This window comes from bacterium, assembly GCA_035308905.1.
GTDB lineage: Bacteria > Sysuimicrobiota > Sysuimicrobiia > Sysuimicrobiales > Segetimicrobiaceae > DASSJF01.
This window is the reverse complement of sequence record DATGFS010000037.1, coordinates 20082-39735: the sequence shown is the minus strand read 5'-3', so window position 1 is coordinate 39735 and position 19654 is coordinate 20082. Positions and strand designations below refer to the sequence as shown.

Sequence of the window (19654 nt, the reverse complement as noted above, 5' to 3'; positions counted from 1 at the left end):
GGCCGCCTCCGTAGTGTTAGTAGCCGATCGCGCAGCCGTCGGCGCGGGGGTCCGATCCGCCGGCGTACACGCCGCGCTCCGCGTCTACCTGGATCGCCTGTACGCCGCCGACGCCCGCCCGCGGCGTGAGCACGCGGTGGCCCCGGCGCCGAAGCTCCTCGTAAGTCTCGGCGGGGAAGCCGCCCTCCATCCGCAGCTCGTAGGGCGCGTCGACCGTCTGCGGGTCGGTCGCCGGGAAGCTGAACCAGCGCGGGCGCTCCACCGCGTCCTGAACCTTCAGGCCGTGGGCCGTGATGTTCATCAGCACCTGCAAATCCCACTGCGCCTGCGCGTCCCCGCCGCGCGTCGCCCAGGCCAGCACCGGACGTCCTCCGCGCGTCGCTACGAATGCCATGAGCGTGTGCATCGTGCGTTTCCCCGGGGCGATCAGGTTGGGGTGGTCCGGCACCAGGCTGAAGCCCCGCCCGGCCCGGTTGTTCAATAGAATGCCCGTGCCCTCCACCACCTCGCCGCAGCCGAAGTTCGACGAGATGCTCGTGATCCAAGAAGCCACGTTGCCGTGCCGGTCCGCGACCGCGAACGCCGTCGTATCCCCGGCCGCCTCGGGAAGCGCGCCGGGTGAGGCGGCTTCGACGGCGCGTCCCGGATTGAGCGCGGCGCGCCGCGCTTTCGCGTAGGCCGGATCGAGCAGCCGGTCGAGCGGATTGGCGACGAAGCGCGGATCTCCAACGTAGGCGAGGCGGTCCGCGAAGGCCAGCTTCTTCGCTTCGACCGCGAGATGCACGGCCTCGGCGGAGCCCCACGGCAGCGCGCCGAGATCGTCCCCGGCGAGAATGTTGAGCATCTCGAGCAGCACGAAGCCCTGAGACGGCGGGGGAGTCGTGTGCACGACGAGGTCGCGGTACGGAACCGCGACGGGCTCGGCGATTTCCGACCTGTGCGCGGCGAGATCCGCGTGGGTCACGAGGCCGCCGTGCTCCCGCATGTAGGCCGCGATGCGGTCCGCGAGCGGGCCTTCGTACAGCGCGCGCGGGCCTTCCGCGGCGATCGTCTCGAGCGACCGCGCGAGGTCGCGCTGGACGAGTACCTCGCCCACCGCCGGCGGCCGGCCCTGCGGCAGGTAGACGCGCGCCGACGAAGGATACCGCCGCAGCAGCTCTTCGGACTCGGCGAACCACGACGCCAGCCGCTCGCTCACCGGAAAGCCCGACTGCGCGTAGTGGATCGCCGGCGCGAGGAGGCGGTCGAGGGTGAAGCGTCCGCTGCCCCACCGTGCGAGCGCGGCCGCCATCGCGTCGACGGCGCCCGGGACCGACGGGGAGAGCATGCCCCGCAGCGGCATCATGGTGTGCCCGTGCGCCGCGAACCACGCCGGCGTCGCCGCGTTGGGCGCGGCGCCGCTGCCGAGCAGCGTCGTGACCCCCCGGGATGCGGCGTCATAATACGTGACGAACGTGTCGCCGCCGATCCCGTTCATCATCGGGCACACGACGCCGAGCATGCCGGACACGCACACCGCCGCGTCGGCGGCGTTGCCGTCCTGCTCGAGGACGTGAAGTCCGGCGGCCGACGCGAGAGGGTGGTCGGTGACCACCATGCCCCGCTGCGCCAGCACGACGCTGCGTCCCTGTCCAGCTTCCCTCATCAGCATGGTATTTGACCGGCGCCGTCCGATCACCTCGCTCGCGCGAAGGGAAGGGCCGCGGCAGACGCCAATCCTCTGTGCCGTGCGTTTGTCCGCCGCGATCGCCGCCGTTCTCGCTTCGCTCCTGCCGGTCCTCATGACGCTTGCGGCCCACAGTCCGGCGCCCGCCGGCGCGGCGCCGTCGTTCGTCATCCGCCCGCCCGTGCTGGTCGCGCGCGGAGCGACGAGCGATGCGACGGCCTCCAATAACGAGGTCAAGATGCTGCGCACCCCCGCCGCCCTCGTGGCCGCGTACGCCGGCGGCGCGGCGGACGTGCCTCAGATCCTGCTCGTCGCGTCGCGCGACGGCGGCGCGCACTGGTCGCCGCTCGGACAGGCCAGCGAGGGGCCGGTCGCCTCGCGTCTCGCCGCGCTCGCCGCGGATTCGTCCGGACGCGTGCACGTCGTCTGGACGCGGTACGACGACGGCGTGGGCAAAGTCTACTATCGCGAGTGGGCCCGGCCCGCGCGGGGCGGCGTGGCCGGCGCGTGGACGGCGTCGCAGCGCCGCATTTCGCCCGGAGGCAGCTACGCCGGCTATCCCGCGGTGGCGCTCGACCGCGCGGGCCGTCCCCACGTCGTCTGGTACGGCATTCGCGAAGGCCCGCCGCCGGTTCCGACCAAGCACGGCTCGATCTACGAGATTCTCTACACCGGATACGACGGCCGTGCCTGGTCCCGCCCGTCGCTCATCTCGAGCGGACCGCCCGACTCCATCAACCCCGCGCTCGCCTCCGATTTCACGGGGCGCCTGCACGCGGTGTGGTATCAGTACAACGGCCGCGGTTACGCGGTCCGGTATGCGCAGTACCAGGCCGGGTGGGCGGCGCCCGAGGGCGTCTCGCGCACGTCGAATGACCAGTTCAATCCGGACGTCGCGGCCGACGGACAAGGCCGCCTCTCGCTCGTCTGGGAGGAGCACGACGCCCGCGGCTCGATCATCGACTATGCGCGCCGGACGGGCGGGACCTGGGGGCCGCCCGCCGCGCTGTCGGCGGGCGCCACGCCGGCGTACCACCCCTCGGTCGCGACCGACGCGACCGGAACGATCTGGACCGCGTGGGACGCCCACGACGGGCAGATCTACGCGCGGCGGTTCAAGAACGGCTGGGGGCCGGTGCTGCGGCTCACCGCCGACGGCGGCAACGCGTTCCCCGGCGTGCTGTCCGACGCCGGCGCGCTCGACGTCATGTGGACGCACACCAGCACGGCCGGCGCCTCGGTGTATTTCGCGCGCGTGACCGCGCGCCCGTGACGGCCGCCTCCGTTCGCGCCGCCGCGGGCGCGCTTCCCATCGCCGCCGCGGCCCCGGCCCGCCGCGCGTTCCGGCGGCGGCTCCTCGCCTGGTACCGGCGCCACGGACGCGATCTACCGTGGCGCCGCACCCGCGATCCCTATCGCGTGCTGGTCTCCGAGGTGATGCTGCAGCAGACCCAGGTCGCCCGTGTGATTCCGAAATACCGCGAGTGGCTGCGCCGCTATCCGTCGCTCGGCGCGCTGGCCGCGGCGTCGGCGGGCGAAGTCCGCGAGGCATGGTATCCGCTCGGCTACAACGTCCGTCCGCTGCGGCTCCGGTCGATCGCCCGCACGGCCGTCAGGCGGCACGGCGGCCGGCTGCCGCGCAGCCGCGACGGCCTGCTGGCCCTGAAGGGCATCGGCGCATACACCGCGGGCGCGGTTCTCAGTTTCGCCTTCGGCGAGGACGCGGCGATCCTCGATACGAACGTGCGCCGCGTGCTGCGGCGCGTCTGGGTCGGCGAGGGCCCTCAGGTGCGCGACCGCGCGCTGTGGGAGCTGGCCGAACGGCTGCTCCCGCGCGGCCGGACGTACGACTTCAACCAGGCGTTGATGGACCTCGGGGCCACCGTGTGCACGGCGAGGCGCCCGCGCTGCCGCGCCTGTCCGCTCGCGCGGATGTGCGCGTCCTATCCGCTATAGCCCGGTGGCGTGGTAGCCGTTGTCGACGAACAACACCTCGCCCGTGATGCCGCGCGCCAGCGGACTCGCCAGAAACACCGCGGCGTCGGCGACCTCCTCGGGCTCGGTGTTGCGGCGAAGCGGGGCGCGTTCTTTCATCACGTCGAGGATCCGGCTGAAGCCCTGGATCGCGCGGGCCGACGCGGTCTTGATCGGCCCCGCGGAGATCGCGTTCACCCGGAAGCCGCGCGGACCGAGGTCGGACGCGAGGTAGCGCACGTTCGCCTCGAGCGCCGCCTTGGCGACGCCCATGACGTTGTAGTTCGGCATCACGCGCGTCGAACCGATGTAGGTGAGGGTCATCAAACTCGCCCCCGCCCGCAGCACCGGCAGCAGGTGGTGCGCCACCGCGACGAACGAGTACGCGCTCACGTCGAGCGCGAGGCCGAAGCCCGCGCGCGAGGTGTCCACGAACGCGCCGCCGAGGTCCTCGCGGTTGGCGAAGGCGATGGAGTGCACGACGGCGTCGAGGCCGACCCCGTCCGCGGCGAGCGTCTGCGCCAGCGCCGTGAGGGAGTCGTCCCGCGTCACGTCGCACGGCAGTACGCGGGCCCCCTCGAGCGTCCCGGCCAGCTCGCGGACGTCTTTCTCCTGCCGCTCACCCTGGAACGTGAAGACGAGCCGCGCGTTCTCGCGGGCAAATGCCCGCGCGATCGCCCAGGCGATGCTCCACCGGTTCGCGACGCCCATCACGATCGCCGTCTTGTCCGCGAGCAATCCGCTCATCGTCCCGTCCTCCGAGGTGTCGCAGTGGCCCGCGCGCGCGAGGGTCCCGCGGGCCCCCGCGTCTTCCTGTTGACAGCGGCGGCGGCCCTCGGCCGTCGCGTCTTCCTGTTGACCGCGGTAGCGACGGCCCTTGGCCGTCGCGTCATCCAAGGCGGCGACCCGAGGTAGCGCGCGGACGGACACAGGTCGCGCAGAGGGCACTCCGGGCACCGCGGCCGGACCGCGGTGCAGAGCTCACGGCCGAAGTAGATCAGCCGCAGCGAGAAGTCGCTCCATTCCTCCGGCGGCAGCAGGGCGCCGACGTCCTGTTCAATCTTGTCCGGATCATGGTTCGCAGTCAGCGCGAGCCGGCGGGACAGCCGCAGGACGTGGGTGTCCACGACGATGCCGGGCACGCCCGACGCGCCGAGCACGACGTTGGCCGTCTTGCGGCCGACGCCGGGCAGCGCCACCAGCTCTTCCATCGTCCCCGGCACCTCGCCGCCGTGGCGCTCGAGCAGCGCGCGCGCCATTCCCCGGATCGCGCGCGCCTTGGCGTGAAAAAACCCGGTGCTGTGGATCATCGTTTCCAGTTCGCTCGGCGGGGCGCCCGCGTACTCGGCGGCGGTGCGCCAGCGCGCGAAGAGCGCCGGGGTGACGCGGTTCACCATCGCGTCGGTGCTCTGCGCGGAAAGAATCGTCGCAATCAGCAGTTCGAGCCGGTTGCGGTGGCGGAGCGGGATCTCGACGCGGGGATAACGCTTCGCCAGCCTCGCGGCGATCTGCCGCGCCCGGCGCGCGCGGGCGACGCTGCTCTCTTTCGGCAACGCCGGGGACCTGCTCGTCACGGTCTCGGATGTACCTTAGCGCGGCCGGGTCTGTCAAGGAGGAGGCGGCCGGTCCGTTGAAGCGCGAGCGACGAGGAGGTGGTCCGCGTGGATTTGACCGGACGGCTCGACCGCGTCAGGCGGCTCATGGGAGACCGCCGCATGGACCTCCTCGCGGTCTCGCCGGGCGACGATCTTCGGTATCTGCTCGGGTACTCGCCGCACGCGGACGAGCGGCCGTGCTACCTGCTCGTGACCGGCGGCGCCGCGGCGTTTGTGGTGCCGAGTCTCAACGCCGCACAGGCGGAACAGCACGTGCGGGCGCCGATGTTCGCCTACACGGACGCCGAGGGGCCGGATGCGGCGCTCGCCGCGGCCCGGGCCCGGCTGGGCGGGTCGTCTCCGGGCCGGCTCGGCGTGGACGACGCCATGCGCGCCGACTTCGTGCTCGCGCTGCAGGCGTCGTACCCCGACGCCCGCTTGGCCCTCGGCTCGGAGGTGCTCGCGCCGGTGCGGATGCGCAAAGACGCGGACGAGATCGAGGCGCTTAAGCGCTCGTCCCGGCACGCCGATCAGGCGGTCCGCGACGTCTGGGCCGCGTGCCGGGCCGGTGTCTCGGAACTGCAGCTCGCGGAGGTGGCGGCCGCGTCCTTTCGCCGATCCGGGTCGCAAGAGGTGCTGTTCACGGTCATTGCCTCCGGGCCGAACGGCGCGTTTCCGCACCACACCCCCGGGAACCGGCGGCTCGCCGCGGGCGACTCCGCGGTCATCGATATCGGCGGCCGTTTGGACGGGTATGCCTCGGATATCACACGCGTCGTGACTCTCGGCGCGCCGTCCGCGCGGTACCGCGAGGTCCACGCGATCGTCGACGAGGCGGTGCGGGCCGCGATCGATGCGATCAAGCCGGGCGTGCCGCTCAAGGACGTCGATCTGGCGGCGCGCGGCGTCATCGAGCGCGGCGGCTTCGGGCCGTACTTCGTCCATCGCGTCGGCCACGGGCTCGGCATCTCGGGGCACGAGCCGCCGAGCGTCACGCACGAGAATCCGATGCCGGTCGATGAGGGGTTTGTCTTCTCGGTCGAGCCGGGGGTCTATCTCCCGGGCGAATTCGGGATCCGCCTCGAGGAGATCGTCTACGTCGACCGCGCGGGGGCGCACCGGCTGAGCGCGCTGCCGCGCGACGCGCACATCGCCGCCTGACGCCGCACGAACTTAGGCCTCGCGCTCAGCGCCGTTTGAGCCCGTGTCGCCGCCGATGCGATCCAAGAACTCATGCAGCGTCCGCACGCGAATGATCTTGCTGCCGAGGATGGCGGGATCAAACTGATTGTAGGGCCGATCCATTAGGTAGACGGCGGTCGCGCGCGAGTAGTATTGAGTGAACACGGCGTTGCCGGCTTTGTCGTCCAACAGGGCATCCGCCCGCACGGCCTTGGCGATCTCGCCCTTGGCGTCGGACAGGATGACGGTCGGCGTCGACACCCCGGCCCGCCGGAGCCACGTTTCGGTCTGGGATTTGACACCCACGCCGACCCGGCTGGTCACGAAATAGAGATCGTGGACCGGCGCCGCGGCGGCCAATCGCGCGAACTCCGCGGGCGAGGCGATCGGCGGCAGCTCCTGCCAGAACGTGGCGCTCTGCGTCGCGGCCTCCCACACCCGCGCGTGCTGCGCGTCGGTGAGTCCGTCAAATGCGTCCCAGACTTTTTGCTCCAGCGTTGTGTAGACCGGGCTCCCGAACATCCGGTTCGCCAGGGTTGTAAACCCAAGAATAAAATCGGCCAGCACCCCGTCCACGTCGAGCACCACGCGCATAGGCGGCCGCCTCCTCGAACGTCAAGGGAGGAGAGCTATTCTCAATTCGATCGCCGCATCGACGACGCGGCAATCAGTCGAGTCCGCTCTTGCCGCGGGCGAGGACCCCGACCATCGCGTCGTGGATCACGCCGTTGGTCGCCAGCAGCCGGCCGGCGTCGGGCCCGGGAAGCGGACGCCCCCGAAGGTCGCTGATGCGTCCGCCGGCTTCCTCCACGACCAGCATGCCCGCGCCGAAGTCCCACGCTTTGGGACCGATCTCCCAGTACCCCTCGAGGTAGCCCGCGGCGACCTGCGCCAGCGCCATCGCGGCCGACCCGAGGGCGCGGACAACCGACGCCTCGAGCCGGATGTTGACGAAGTGGTCGATGTTGACGCCCGTGTCGTTGACGTCGTGGGGGAAACCCGTGGCGAACCCGCCGTCCCGCATCGCCGAAACCGCCGACACGCGGAGCCGCCGCCACCGGGCGAGGTCGCCCCACTCCGCCGCGTCCGCCGGCAGGTCGGCGAGCGATGCGGTGTACGCCCCCAGGCCGCGCTCGGCCGCGTACACTTCGCCGATGATCGGGTTGAGGATCACGCCGAGTACGACGCCCGACTCCTGCTCGCGCAGTGCGATGCTGACGCAAAACCACGGAATGCCGCGGGCGTAGTTCGAGGTGCCGTCGAGCGGATCGACGAGCCACGTCCGGGCGGCCTGTCCGCGCAGCCCGCCTTCCTCGCCGAGGATCGCGTGGGCAGGATACGCCTCGCGCAGGACCCGGACGATCGCGTCCTCCGCGCCGCGGTCGGCCTCGGTGACCGGGTCGTTGCGGCCCTTGTACTCGACGCGCTCGAGCCGCCGGAAGAAGCGCCTGTGCACGGCCGCCGCGGCATGCGCGGCACGGAGAGCGGTGACGGCGGTCGGGGAGAGTGCCGGCATAACCATTTCTTTAACTTCGACGTGGAGGAGTGAACTCCGGCACGCCCGAACCACGTCGGGACGTCGAGGGCCGCGGCGTCTGCCGCGGCCGCCCGCCTCCCATTGCCGAGAGTGTGCCCATGCTGTACCTGAGTCAGATCATCGGCAAGCCGGTGTACGACGCGTCCGGCGACGCGTTCGACCGCGTCGCCGACCTCGTCATTTACCACGGCACCGAGAAATTCCCGAAGATTACCGGCATTCTGCTGTCGGGGGATCGCAGCCGCGTGGCGATCATCCCGTGGGAAGCCGTCGCCGAATTTTCCACGGGGGGCGTCCGGCTCCGCGTCGAGCGGCGGCACCTCACGCCCCGGCCGCTTCAGCCCGACGAAGTGCTGCTGCGCGACAATATCTTCGACTCTCAGGTCGTGGACACCGACGACCTGAAGGTCGTGCGCGTCAACGACATCGAGCTGCGGCAGGTCGGCCCGGAGCTCCGCGTCGTCGGCGCGGACGTGGGCACGCGCTCGCTCCTGCGGCGGCTGGGGCTCGAGCCGCTTGTCGCCGGCGCCCTCGAGCGGCTCGGCCGCCCGCTGCCGCAGGGCATGATCCCCTGGAACCTCGTGGCCGTCCTCGGCGGCACGATGACCCCCCTCAAGCTCAGCATCTCGCGCGAGAAATTGAAGGACATTCACCCGGCCGACCTGGCGGATCTGCTCGAGGAGCTCGACCGCGACGAGCGGGTCGAGATGATCACCGCGCTGGGCGACGAGACCGCCGCCGACGTGCTCGAGGAGGCCGAGCCCGACATCCAGACCGCCGTGATTCAGGAACTGCCCAGCGAACGGGCCGCGGACGTGCTCGAGGAGATGGCGCCGGAAGAAGCCGCGGACGTACTCGGGGAGCTGCCGGAGCACCGGGCGGACGAGCTGATCTCGCTTATGGAGGACGAAAAGGCCGAAGAGGTCAGCCGCCTGCTGGAATACCCGCCGGAGACCGCCGCCGGCAAGATGACGACGGAGTTCATCGCCCTGCCGGAGACGATGACGGTCGAGCAGGTGCTTGCGCGGCTCCGCGAGACCAAGCCCGACGACGAGACCATCTATTACCTCTACGTCGTCGACGTGCAGGAACGGCTCGTCGGCGTGCTGTCGATCAGGTCGCTCATCGTGTCGCCGCCCGAAACGCCGATCTCGCAGGTCATGCGCACCGACGTCTTCTACGTACCGCCGGACGCCAGCGTCGAGGACGTCGCCGGCGCGCTGGTCAAGTACGACCTGCTGGCCGTTCCGGTCGTCGAGCCGGGCGGACGGCTCATCGGCATCGTCACGGTGGACCACCTGATCGACATTCTCGTCGAGACGTACGGCCCGCGGAAGCTCGGCGGCGGCGTCGACCTGCTTCGGCGCAAGGCGTTGCGCGAGTCCGCGGGCACGCCGCGCGGGGCGGACAGGCCCGAGCCGCCCGCGTGAAATTCACCCTTCCGATCCTGAGGCGGGCCGGCCGGGCCGCGGCGATGACCCGGCTGGCGATGTTCTTCGCCATCATGGGCCCCGGCATCATCACCCAGAACGTCGACAACGACGCCGGCGGCATTACCACCTACTCGCTCGCCGGCGCCAATTTCGGCTACGCGCTCTTGTGGACGATGATCCCGGTGACGATCGCGCTGTACGTCATCCAGGAGATGGCCTCGCGCCTCGGCGCCGTGACCGGCAAGGGCCTCGCCGACCTGATCCGGGAGCGGTTCGGCCTCCGCACCACGGTCTGGGTCATGCTGGTGCTGCTCGCGGCGGACTTCGGCAATACGCTCGCCGAGTTCTCTGGGCTCGCCGCCGGCGGGGAGATCTTCGGCGTCTCCAAGTACGTGTTCGTGCCGATCGGCGCGCTCACGGTGTGGCTGCTCGTGGTCCGCGGCACCTACCGGTCGGTGGAGCGCATCTTCCTCGGCGCGAGCGCCTTCTACGTCGCCTATGTGATCTCGGGCGTGCTCGCGAAGCCGGACTGGGGCGTCGTGCTCCGCGCGTCGGTCGTGCCCACGTTCAGCTTCCAGGCCGCGTATCTCCTGATGTTCGTCGGCGTGATCGGCACCACGATCGCGCCGTGGATGCAGTTCTACCTGCAGTCGACCGTCGTTGAGAAGGGCATCACGGTCAAGGACTACGGGTACACGCGGACGGACGTGTTCATCGGCTCGTTGATGACCGATATCGTCGCCTGGTTCATCATCGTGGCCTGCGGCGCGACGATCTTCGCGCACCACATCCACGTCGAGACGGTCAAGGACGCGGCGCTTGCGCTTGCCCCGCTCGCCGGCCGGTACGCGACGTTACTGTTCGCGCTCGGGCTCATCAACGCGTCGCTGTTCTCGGCGTCGGTGCTGCCGCTCGCGACGTCGCACTACGTGTGCGAGGCGCTCGGGTTCGAGGCGGGCGTCGACCGGACGATCCGCCAGGCCCCGGTGTTCTACGGCCTCTACATCGCGCTCATCGTCGGGGCGTGCATCATCGTCCTGCTCCCCAACGCCCCGCTGCTGCAGATCCTGTTCCTGTCGCAGGTCGCGAACGGCATCCTGCTGCCGTTCATCCTCGTGTTCATGCTGCTGCTCGTCAACCAGAAGCGCCTGATGGGCGCCTACACCAACTCGGTACCCTTCAACGTCATCGCGTGGGTGACCACGGTCCTGATGATCGTCCTGACGCTGGCGCTGGTCGTGACGCAGATCTTCCCGTTCGGCGGGTAGTCCTGCATCTTTGGCGCGGGACGGGTAGTCCTGCATCCTTGACGCGGGACGGGTAGTCCGGGCACCAAGGGGCCGCCCCGCGCGGCGGCCAACTTACACACATGGCGACCCCGCTCGAGAGCCTGTGGGCCGGTCCGACCCCGACGGTCGAAGACGTCCTCGTCGCGCGCCGGGTGATCGCGCCGCACCTGGACCGGACCCCGCTCGTCCCCGCCCCGGCCCTCGACCGCATTCTCGGCGCGCGGGTCTACGTGAAGTGCGAAAATGTGCTGCCGACGGGCGCGTTCAAGGTACGGGGCGGGATCAACCTCATGAGCCGTCTCACCGCGGACGAGCGCCGGCGCGGCGTCATCACGGCGAGCACCGGCAACCACGGGCAGTCGATCGCGTACGCCGCGCGGCTCTTCGGCGTGCCGGCGATCATCGGCGCGCCGGAAGGCGCGAATCCTCTCAAGGTCGCGGCGATGCGCGCGCTCGGCGCCGAGGTCGCGCTGCACGGCCGGGACTTCGACGAGTCCCGGGAATGGGTCGAGCGAACCGCGGCCGCGGAAGGCTACCGGTACGTCCACTCCGCCAACGAGCCGCTCCTGATCGCCGGCGTCGGGACCCTCAGCCTGGAAGTGATGGAGGATCTGCCGGAGGCCGACGTCATCATCGCGCCGGTCGGCGCCGGCAGCGGCGCCTGCGGACACTGCATCACGGCCAAGACGCTCTCTTCGCGCGTCCGCGTGATCGGCGTCCAGGCGGAGGGCGCGCCGCCGGTCTACCGGACCCTCAAGGAGCGCCGGATGGTGCAGCTCGACCGTATGGAGACGTTCGCGGAGGGCCTCGCCACGCGTATCCCGTTCGCGCTGCCGGTGTCGATTCTGAGCCGGCTGCTCGATGAGATCGTACTCGTGAGCGACGAGGACCTGCGCCGCGCGGTCTTGCTCCTCGGGGAAGCGGTGCGCCAGACCGCGGAAGGCGCCGGCGCGGCCTCCACCGCGGCCGCCCTGCGCCTCGGGGAACGGCTTCGCGGCAAGACGGTGGTGCTGATCCTCAGCGGCGGCAACATCCCGGTGGAGCAGTTGGGCGAGTTCTACGCGGACCGTGCCCGCGTGGCCGCGGTGGCCTCGATGCTGCGCGGCCCGTCGGGAAGGCACATTCGGCAAAGGGGTGGGGAGGCGTGACGCACCGCGAGCGGATCGACTCGGCGATCGCCGGCAAGCGTCCCGACAAGGTGCCGGCGGCGCTGTGGCGCCATTTTCCGGAGCAGGATCAGAAGGCCGAGCGGCTCGCCGAGGCCCACATCGCTTTCTATCGCGCCTACGACCCGGACATCCTGAAGGTCACGCCGGCGAGCGGCTACTACGGCGACGATTGGGGACTCCGCGCCGGTTACAAGCCGAACCGCGAAGGCACGCGCACGATCAGCGACCGTCCGATCAAGAAGGCGGCGGATTGGGGGAAACTGCGGCGGCTCGACACAAGCCACGGCGTGTACGGCCGCGAGGCGCACGCGATCCGCCTCGTCGCCGACGCGGTCGGCCGCGACGTCCACGTGCTGGAGACGGTGTTCAGCCCGCTCAGTATCGCCCGCACGATCGCGGGCGAGCAGGCCACCGTCCGGTACATTCGCGAGAACCCCGAAGCCCTGCACGAGGGGCTCGAGATCATCACGGACGTCCAGATCGCGTTCGTCCGCAACGTGCTGGCGGCGGGCGCCGACGGGGTGTTCTTCTCGAGCCAGATGGCGACGCACGATCTCCTCACCCGCGAAGAGTACGAGGAATTCGGACGGCCCTACGACCTCCGGATGCTGGACGAAGCCGGCGCCGCGCTGGTCTTGCTCCACATCCACGGCGTGAACGTGATGTTCGATCTGTTCGATGACTACCCGGTGCAGATCGTCAACTGGCACGCGCGCGAGACCACCCCGACGATCGCCGACGCCCGCCGGCGCGTCTCGGCGTGCCTGGCCTGCGGCATCGACGCCTGGAACACGCTGGCCAAGCGGACGCCGGACGACGTGGCGGCGGAGGTCCGCGACGCCATCGCGCAGACCGGAGGGCGAGGCCACATCGTCACCACCGGCTGCGTCATGCCCGTCGACACGCCCGAGGCCAACATCCGCGCCGCGATCGCCGCGGCAAGAGAAGCCTGATCCGGGCGGCCCAATTCCGGCGGTAGAGCGCCGGCATATAGCCTATATATAGGAACAGAGACCGCAGGGGAGGCTGGACCAAGGAGCCGGGGCCATGGGCGACAACGTGACGCGGAAGATTCTCGGCGCGCATCTGGTGGACGGCCGGATGGTGCCGGGGGAAGAGATCGGCATCCGGATCGACGAGATCCTCATCCAGGACATCACCGGCACGGCCGCGATGATGCACTTCGAGGCGATGCAGCTCCATCGGGTCCGCTGCAAAGTGGCGTGCTGCTACGGCGATCACAACGTGCTCCAGGTCAGCGAGGAGAACACCGAGGACCACGTCTACCTCGCCTCCGCCGCCCGCAAGTACGGCATTTGGTGGGCCAAGCCCGGCGCCGGCATCGGACATCAGATCCAGCAGGAGCATTTCGCCGTCCCCGGGGACACGGCGCTCGGCGCGGACAGCCATACCCCGCACATCGGTGGCATGGGCGTCTACGCGATGGGGGCGGGCGGCCTGGACGTCGCCGTGGCCATGGGCGGCGGACCCTACTTCCTCGACATGCCGGCCGTCGTGCGCGTGGAGTTGACCGGGCAGCTGCGGCCCTGGTCGACTGCCAAGGACGTGATCCTCGAGATGCTGCGCCGGCTCACCGCCAGCGGCGGATTCGGCAAGGTGTTCGAATACGTGGGGCCCGGCATCCGGACGCTCAACGTCCAGCAGCGCATCACGATCTGCAACATGGGCGCGGAGCTCGGCGCGACAACCTCGATGTTCCCGTCCGACGGCGCGACGCGGGACTACCTGCGCACGATCGGCCGCGGCGACGCGTGGCGCGAGGTGCTGCCCGATCCGGACGCCGCGTACGATGAGTCGATGGCGGTGGATCTCGGCGCGATCGAGCCGCTTGTCGCGATGCCGAGCAACCCCGACAAGGTCGTGCCGGTCGGCCAGGCGGCCGGCATCAAGGTCGACCAAGTGATGGTCGGGTCGTGCACCAACGGCTCCTACACCGACCTCAAAGCCGTCGCGCAGATCGTGAAGGGCCGCCGCGTGCATCCCGACGTCACGTTCTTCGTGCACCCCAGCAGCCGGCTCGACCTCGAGGTGCTGGCGCGCGAAGGCCTGCTCACCGAGATGATCGCCGCCGGCGTGAACGTGGAGGCGGCGACCTGCGGCGCGTGCATCGGGATCGGCCACGTGCCGGCGAAGGGCATGAAGTCGCTGCGCGCGATCAACCGCAACTTCAAAGGCCGGACCGGGCAGAAGGACGACGAAGTGTACCTCTCGTCGAGCGAGGTGGCCGCGGCGTCCGCGGTCGCAGGCGTGATCACGGATCCCCGCACACTCGGCATGGCCGCGCCGGTCCAGGAGATGCCGCGCCGTCTGCCCCAGGACAATACGAGCCTGGTGCCCCCTGCGACGGAAGCGGAAGCCCCGGCGCTCCGGGTCATCAAGGGCGACAACATCGTCGGGATCCCGCTCAAGGGGCCGCTGGCCGCGGCGCTGCGGGCGGAAGTGTTGATCAAGCTGGGCGACGACATCAGCACCGACCACATCATGCCGGCGGGCTCGCAGATCCTCCGGTTCCGCTCCAACATCCCGAAACTGGCGGACTACGTGTTCAACCGCGTGGACCCCGCGTTCGTCGCCCGGGCGAAGGAGCGCGGCGGCGGCTTCATCGTCGGCGGACGCAACTACGGCCAGGGCAGCAGCCGCGAGCACGCCGCGATCGCGCCCATGTACCTCGGGGTCACGGGCGTGATCGTCAAGGCGTTCGCCCGGATCCACCTGGCCAACCTCATCAACTGGGGCATTCTACCGATGACGTTCGCAGATCCGGCGGACTACGAGCGGGTCGCGCAGGGCGACGTGCTGGAGATCGCGGACCTCCGCGCGCAGATCGACGGGGGCGCATCGCAGCTCTCCGTGCGCAACGCGACGAAGGGCGCCGCCTTCACGGTCAACGTCGCGTTGAACCGGCGCGAGCGCGACTACCTCATGGCGGGGGGCAAGCTGGCGCACACGAGGGCGCACCCGGTCGGCTGATCCGCGAACCGGAGCACCCGCGGTCACGTTTCTGTAGCGCAGACCCGGGTGGGGTGGAGGAGTTTCCCGCCGGTCCGCAAAAGCGTACCCCGCCCAAATTGGCGGAGCCCAATCGTGAGGGGGGATGTTTGTGCCTTCTTCGACAGACCCGGCACGGCCAACCAGAAGAGATCTGCTGCGGTGGGGCGCCGCCGCGTCGCTCGGCGCGGGCGCGTTGTCCGCCGCCGATCTGATTCCGGCGTCCGCAGCCCCGGGCGGCTCCGGGATACGGATCGCGCTCGAATCCGATCCGCCGAATATGGACCCGCACCGGTCCACGGCCGCCGTGGACCGCCAGGTGTACCAGAACCTCTACGACAAGCTCGTCGACACGGACGAAAACCTCCGCATCGTGCCGATGTTGGCGACGTCGTGGACGGTCAGCCCGGACGGCAAGACGTACACGTTCAAACTGCAGCAGGGCGTCAAGTTCCACGACGGGACGCCGTTCAACGCGCAGGCCGTCAAGTACAATTTCGACCGGATGCGCGATCCGAAGTTTCCCTCGACCCGGCGCAGCGAGCTCGGGCCGGTGATCGGGGCGGAGGCGGTCGACGCCTACACCGTCAGAGTGACGCTCGAGCGCCCGTACAGCCCGCTCATGTACGTCCTGACCGACCGGGCCGGGATGATGGTCTCGCCGGCCGCGGCGCAGAAGGACGGTCTCAACTTCGCGCTTCACCCGGTAGGGACCGGCCCGTTCCGGTTCGTCGAGAAAATTCCCCAAGATCACATTACGCTCGACCGGAATCCCGACTATTGGGTCAAGGGCCAGCCGTATCTCGGCCGCATCACCTACCGGACGATCGTCGACGACAACGCCCGGGTCGCCAGCCTCAAGTCGGGCGACACCGACATCATCAACGCGCCGCCGCTGCCGCAGATCCCGTCGCTCAAGAAAGAGGCCGCGCAGAGCGGCGCCCGGTTCCGCCTCATCGAGAAAGGGCCGTTCGCCTACAACGGGATCTGGCTCAACGTGACGAAGCCGCCGTTCGACAACAAGCTGCTGCGTCAGGCGTTGAACGCGACGATCGACCGAAACGCTATTGCCAACGTGGTGCTGCAGGGCGCGGCGGACCCCATCTACTCGTTCTTTCCGCCGGGTACGCCGGCATACGATCCGGCCTGGAAGATCCCACCGCGCAACATCCCGCTGGCCAAGGAAAAACTTCAGGCGGCCGGGCACCCGAATGGGTTTACGTTCACGCTGCTCACCGTGCCGATCCCGTTCGTCCAGTCGGTGGCACAGGCGGTGCAGTCCATGGCGTCGGAGGCCGGGATCCAGGCCAAGATTCAGCTCATCGAATTCGGGGCGTTCCTCAGCGTGCTCGACCATCTCCAGCACGAGGCCGGCATCCTCGGCTGGAGCGGGCGGCCCGACCCGGACTTTGACATTTATCCCTTCATCACCAAGTCCGGCCTCGGGTCGTTCAACGATTCGGGGTACGACAATCCCAAGGTCGACGAACTGCTGGACGCCGCGAGGCTCCTGCAGGACATGAACCAGCGCCGGCGCGCGTACAGCGAAGCGACAAAGATCCTTGCCGACGACATGCCGTATGTGTGGCTGTGGGCTTCGAAGGAATACAAACTCGTCTCCGACCGGGTGCGCGGCTTCGTCGACCAGCCGGACGGTATGATGAGGCTCCGAGCGGTCCGGCTCGCCTAGATGGCCCGCGGCCGGCGGCGGAAGGCGCCGCCCGGCCGCCACCGCGTATGCTCCGCTTCATCACGCACCGGCTTCTGCAGATGGTCCCCGTGCTGTTCTTCGTCAGCGTGATCATCTTCACGCTGATCAACCTCATCCCGGGCGACGCGGCGCGCCTCTTTCTCGGCGAGGAGGCCTCGCCGGACGCGCTCGTCGCCCTCCGCCATCAGATGGGCCTCGACCGGCCGCTGCCCGTCCAGTACGCGCGGTGGATCGGCGGCATGCTGCACGGAGACTTCGGGCATTCGTTCAAGGACAACCGCTCGGTGCTCGCGACGGTGGCACAGAAGATTCCGGTGACCGCCGAGCTCTCGTGCATGGCCCTCGTGATCGCGTGGACGATCGCGATCCCGGCCGGCGTGCTGGCCGCCTGGCGCCGGCGCACGGCCGCCGACTACGCGGCGTCGGCCGCAGCGCTCACCGGGCTCAGCATCCCGAACTTCTGGCTCGGGATCATGTTGATCTACCTGTTCGCGGTCAATCTGCACTGGCTGCCGGCGTCGGGCTACGTGCCGCCGACCCAAGATCTCGGCCGCAACCTCCGTACGCTGATCATGCCGGCGTTCGTGCTGGGGATTATTCTGGCCGCGGTCGTGATGCGGCAGCTGCGCAGCAGCATGCTGGAGGTTCTGAGCGCGGACTTCGTGCGCACCGCGAACGCCAAAGGACTGGCCGCCGCGACCGTGCTGGTGCGGCACGCCCTGCGCAACGCCGTGATCCCCGTGATCACGGTGATGGGCATCCAGCTCGGCACGCTGCTCGGCGGCGTCGTCATCACGGAGACGATCTTTTCGGTACCCGGCATGGGGCGGCTCGCCGTGGAGTCGATCTACTCGCGGGACTATCCGATGCTCGAGGGCGTCGTGATGTTCAGCGCGCTGTCTGTGCTCGCGGTCAACCTGGCGGTCGATATCCTCTACTCGGTCATCGATCCGCGGATCACGCTCGAGGGCGGCCGGACGTGAGCACCGTCGCCGGGGCCCTGCCGGCGATTCGCCCCCGCGCCCCTGCGACGCGCGGGGTGCGGCACCTAGCCGGGCGGTTTGCGCGCAACCGGCTCGCGTTGGCCGGCCTACTCGTCTTTGCGCTGGTCGTCGTGATCGCTGCCGCGGCGCCGTGGATCGCTCCGTACTCTCCGATCAAGACCGACTTCACGGCCTACCTCCAGCCGCCCGGCGGCCGCCACCTGCTCGGCACCGACGAGCTGGGCCGCGACGTCGCGAGCCGCATCGTCTTCGGCTCGCGCGCCTCCCTCGCGGCCGGCCTCGTCTCGGTGGGGCTCGGCATCTCCGCGGGCGTGCCGCTCGGGCTCGCGGCCGGATTCTACGGCGACCGGCTCGACAACGTGCTGATGCGGTTGACCGACGCGATGCTCTCGATTCCGAACTTGATCCTGGCGCTGACCGTGGTCGCCGTGCTGGGTCCGGGCTTGAACAAGGCGATGATCGCGATCGCGGCCGGGCTCATGCCGGTGTTCATGCGGATCATGCGGGCGCAGGTGCTCTCCGAGCGCGGCCGCGAGTACATTCAGGCCGCGCGCGCGATGGGGGCGGCGGACCGGCGGATCATCTGGCGGCACCTTCTGCCCAACAGCGTCGCCCCGATCGTCGTGCAGGGTTCGCTCAACGTCGCGGGCGCGATCCTGACCGAGGCGACGCTGAGTTTCCTCGGCTTGGGGACCCAGCCGCCGACCCCGTCGTGGGGCTCGATGCTGAACGCCGCCCAGCAGTACCTGACGCAGGCCCCGTGGCTGTCGATCTGGCCGGGGATCGCGATCGCCATCACCGTCTTCGCGGTGAACGTCGCCGGCGACGGCATCCGCGAGATCTGGGATCCGCGGACGCGCTGAGATGCCGGCGACGATCGACGGCGCCCGTCTGCGCCGCCGCCTCGAAGAGCTGGCGCAGATCGGACGGACGCCCGAGGGCGGCGTGACGCGGCTGTCCTACCGGCCGGAGCACGCGGCCGCCGTCCGGCTCGTCGCTGGGTGGATGCGCGCGGCCGGCGCCGCGGCCGCCGTGGATATCTGGGGCAACCTTCACGGGCTGGTGCCGGGCGCGGAGGCGGGGTTGCCGCCGGTGGCGGCGGGATCGCACCTCGACACCGTGCCGAACGGCGGAATCTTCGACGGCGCGCTCGGCGTGGTCGCGGCGATCGAGGCGGCGCAGGCGCTGCGCGACGCCGGCACGCGTCTTGCGCGTCCGCTGCTGCTGCTCGGATTCGCCGAGGAAGAAGGGACGTCGTTTGGCGTCGGCTGCCTCGGGTCGCTCGGTGTCGTCGGCCGGGCGCCCGCGCCGGAGACGATTCACGCCCGCGACGGCATGACGGCCGCGGCCCTGCTGCGGGCGTTCGATCCCGGGGTTGCCCGCGCGCCGCTGTCGCCCGCCATGGCCGCCTATCTCGAGCTCCACATCGAACAGGGTCCGATCCTGGCCTCCCGCCAGGCAGTACTTGCCGCGGTCGAGGCGATCGTCGGCATAGCCCGCGCGGCCTTCACGTTCCGCGGACAGGCGAACCACGCCGGCACGACGCCGATGGACGCGCGCCGTGACGCGCTGTGGGGGGCCGCCGACCTCGTGGCAGAGGTGCGGGCACTCGCCCGCGATACGGACGGGCGGGCTGTTGCAACCGTCGGGCGTCTCACCGTCGCGCCGGGCGCGACCAACGTCATCCCCGGCGCGGCGGAGATGGCGGTCGAGGTCCGGAGCGCCGAGGCGTCCTTGCTCGCGGGACTGCGCGCCGCCGTCGAGCAGGCCGGCCGGGCGTGTGCCGGCCGCTACGGGCTTGGTCTCGAAATGTCCGATTGGCGGGCCGAACCGCCCCTGCCGCTCGACGCCGGCGTGCGCGCGTCGATTGTGCAGGCCGCAGGCGATCTCGGGTGGCCGATCGCGACGATGCCGAGCTGGGCCGGCCACGACGCTAAAATCCTCTCCCCGCAGGTGCCCGCCGGGATGATCTTCGTGCCGAGCGACCGGGGGATCAGCCATTCCCCCGAGGAACACACGTCTTGGGAGGATGCGGCGCGCGGCGCCCAGGTATTGTGCCGCGCCGTCGAGCGCCTCGCCGCCTGA

Annotated in this window: 17 protein-coding genes; 12 read left to right on the top strand and 5 right to left on the bottom strand. The window is 70.2% G+C overall.

All coding sequences use genetic code 11. The annotated features are described in order from the left end of the window. Positions 1-16 precede the first annotated feature (16 nt). Positions 17-1615 (bottom strand): gamma-glutamyltransferase, encoded by a 1599-nt coding sequence (ggt, locus tag VKT83_11850; protein ID HLY23147.1) that lies wholly within the window; start codon positions 1613-1615, stop codon positions 17-19. Between ggt and VKT83_11845 the strand changes: the two genes are divergently transcribed. Together VKT83_11845 and VKT83_11840 are read left to right on the top strand one after the other, a co-directional pair. Then, the gene (locus VKT83_11845) at positions 1587-2939 is read left to right on the top strand and encodes a hypothetical protein (protein ID HLY23146.1); all 1353 of its coding nucleotides are present in this window, start codon (positions 1587-1589) and stop codon (positions 2937-2939) included. The two genes, ggt and VKT83_11845, sit on opposite strands and share 29 nt — an antisense overlap. Beyond that, a complete protein-coding gene (locus tag VKT83_11840; protein ID HLY23145.1) occupies positions 2936-3622 on the top strand; it encodes an A/G-specific adenine glycosylase in 687 nt (228 codons plus the stop codon). Before VKT83_11845 ends, VKT83_11840 begins: the two co-directional genes overlap by 4 nt. Here the strand turns inward: VKT83_11840 and VKT83_11835 are convergent. Then, complete coding sequence (locus VKT83_11835) at positions 3617-4387, bottom strand: enoyl-ACP reductase (protein HLY23144.1); 771 nt, start codon at positions 4385-4387, stop codon at positions 3617-3619. The genes VKT83_11840 and VKT83_11835 overlap by 6 nt on opposite strands. After that, on the bottom strand, positions 4384-5214 hold the full coding sequence (gene nth / locus VKT83_11830; protein HLY23143.1) for an endonuclease III: 831 nt from the start codon (positions 5212-5214) through the stop codon (positions 4384-4386). Before nth ends, VKT83_11835 begins: the two co-directional genes overlap by 4 nt. Positions 5215-5301: 87 nt before the next feature. Here nth and VKT83_11825 point away from each other — a divergent pair, with 87 nt between their 5' ends. Beyond that, positions 5302-6396 (top strand): Xaa-Pro peptidase family protein, encoded by a 1095-nt coding sequence (locus tag VKT83_11825; GenBank protein HLY23142.1) that lies wholly within the window; start codon positions 5302-5304, stop codon positions 6394-6396. 12 nt (positions 6397-6408) lie between these two features. On the opposite strand, the gene VKT83_11820 is transcribed toward VKT83_11825, so the two are convergent. Both VKT83_11820 and VKT83_11815 read right to left on the bottom strand, forming a co-directional pair. Continuing rightward, on the bottom strand, positions 6409-7011 hold the full coding sequence (locus tag VKT83_11820) for a hypothetical protein (protein HLY23141.1): 603 nt from the start codon (positions 7009-7011) through the stop codon (positions 6409-6411). 73 nt (positions 7012-7084) lie between these two features. Further along, positions 7085-7939 (bottom strand): inositol monophosphatase family protein, encoded by an 855-nt coding sequence (locus VKT83_11815; protein HLY23140.1) that lies wholly within the window; start codon positions 7937-7939, stop codon positions 7085-7087. 113 nt (positions 7940-8052) lie between these two features. On the opposite strand from VKT83_11815, the gene VKT83_11810 reads away from it, so the two are divergent. From VKT83_11810 to VKT83_11770, 9 genes are all read left to right on the top strand, one after another. Beyond that, positions 8053-9384 (top strand): CBS domain-containing protein, encoded by a 1332-nt coding sequence (locus tag VKT83_11810; protein HLY23139.1) that lies wholly within the window; start codon positions 8053-8055, stop codon positions 9382-9384. Further along, positions 9381-10655: an Nramp family divalent metal transporter gene (locus VKT83_11805; protein ID HLY23138.1), complete on the top strand. Its 1275-nt coding sequence runs from the start codon at positions 9381-9383 to the stop codon at positions 10653-10655. Before VKT83_11810 ends, VKT83_11805 begins: the two co-directional genes overlap by 4 nt. A 101-nt stretch (positions 10656-10756) precedes the next feature. After that, positions 10757-11824: a threonine/serine dehydratase gene (locus VKT83_11800; protein HLY23137.1), complete on the top strand. Its 1068-nt coding sequence runs from the start codon at positions 10757-10759 to the stop codon at positions 11822-11824. Beyond that, positions 11821-12798: a uroporphyrinogen decarboxylase family protein gene (locus VKT83_11795; GenBank protein HLY23136.1), complete on the top strand. Its 978-nt coding sequence runs from the start codon at positions 11821-11823 to the stop codon at positions 12796-12798. Before VKT83_11800 ends, VKT83_11795 begins: the two co-directional genes overlap by 4 nt. Positions 12799-12892: 94 nt before the next feature. Next, positions 12893-14836, top strand: a complete 1944-nt coding sequence (locus VKT83_11790) for an aconitate hydratase (GenBank protein HLY23135.1) — start codon at positions 12893-12895, stop codon at positions 14834-14836. A gap of 130 nt (positions 14837-14966) precedes the next feature. Next, on the top strand, positions 14967-16544 hold the full coding sequence (locus tag VKT83_11785) for an ABC transporter substrate-binding protein (protein ID HLY23134.1): 1578 nt from the start codon (positions 14967-14969) through the stop codon (positions 16542-16544). A 47-nt stretch (positions 16545-16591) separates the two neighbouring features. Then, entirely contained in the window at positions 16592-17548 is a 957-nt protein-coding gene (locus tag VKT83_11780; protein ID HLY23133.1) for an ABC transporter permease, read from the top strand. Further along, complete coding sequence (locus VKT83_11775; protein ID HLY23132.1) at positions 17545-18432, top strand: ABC transporter permease; 888 nt, start codon at positions 17545-17547, stop codon at positions 18430-18432. Before VKT83_11780 ends, VKT83_11775 begins: the two co-directional genes overlap by 4 nt. Before the next feature lies 1 nt (position 18433). Continuing rightward, positions 18434-19654 (top strand): Zn-dependent hydrolase, encoded by a 1221-nt coding sequence (locus VKT83_11770; GenBank protein ID HLY23131.1) that lies wholly within the window; start codon positions 18434-18436, stop codon positions 19652-19654.

What these genes read in the sequence shown, in the direction of transcription:
- VKT83_11835 (HLY23144.1), bottom strand. Translation starts at nt 4,387, where the DNA reads ATGAGCGGATTGCTCGCGGACAAGACGGCGATCGTGATGGGCGTCGCG.
- VKT83_11820 (HLY23141.1), bottom strand. Translation starts at nt 7,011, where the DNA reads ATGCGCGTGGTGCTCGACGTGGACGGGGTGCTGGCCGATTTTATTCTT.
- VKT83_11815 (HLY23140.1), bottom strand. Translation starts at nt 7,939, where the DNA reads ATGGTTATGCCGGCACTCTCCCCGACCGCCGTCACCGCTCTCCGTGCC.
- VKT83_11810 (HLY23139.1), top strand. Translation starts at nt 8,053, where the DNA reads ATGCTGTACCTGAGTCAGATCATCGGCAAGCCGGTGTACGACGCGTCC.
- VKT83_11800 (HLY23137.1), top strand. Translation starts at nt 10,757, where the DNA reads ATGGCGACCCCGCTCGAGAGCCTGTGGGCCGGTCCGACCCCGACGGTC.
- VKT83_11790 (HLY23135.1), top strand. Translation starts at nt 12,893, where the DNA reads ATGGGCGACAACGTGACGCGGAAGATTCTCGGCGCGCATCTGGTGGAC.
- VKT83_11780 (HLY23133.1), top strand. Translation starts at nt 16,592, where the DNA reads ATGCTCCGCTTCATCACGCACCGGCTTCTGCAGATGGTCCCCGTGCTG.
- VKT83_11770 (HLY23131.1), top strand. Translation starts at nt 18,434, where the DNA reads ATGCCGGCGACGATCGACGGCGCCCGTCTGCGCCGCCGCCTCGAAGAG.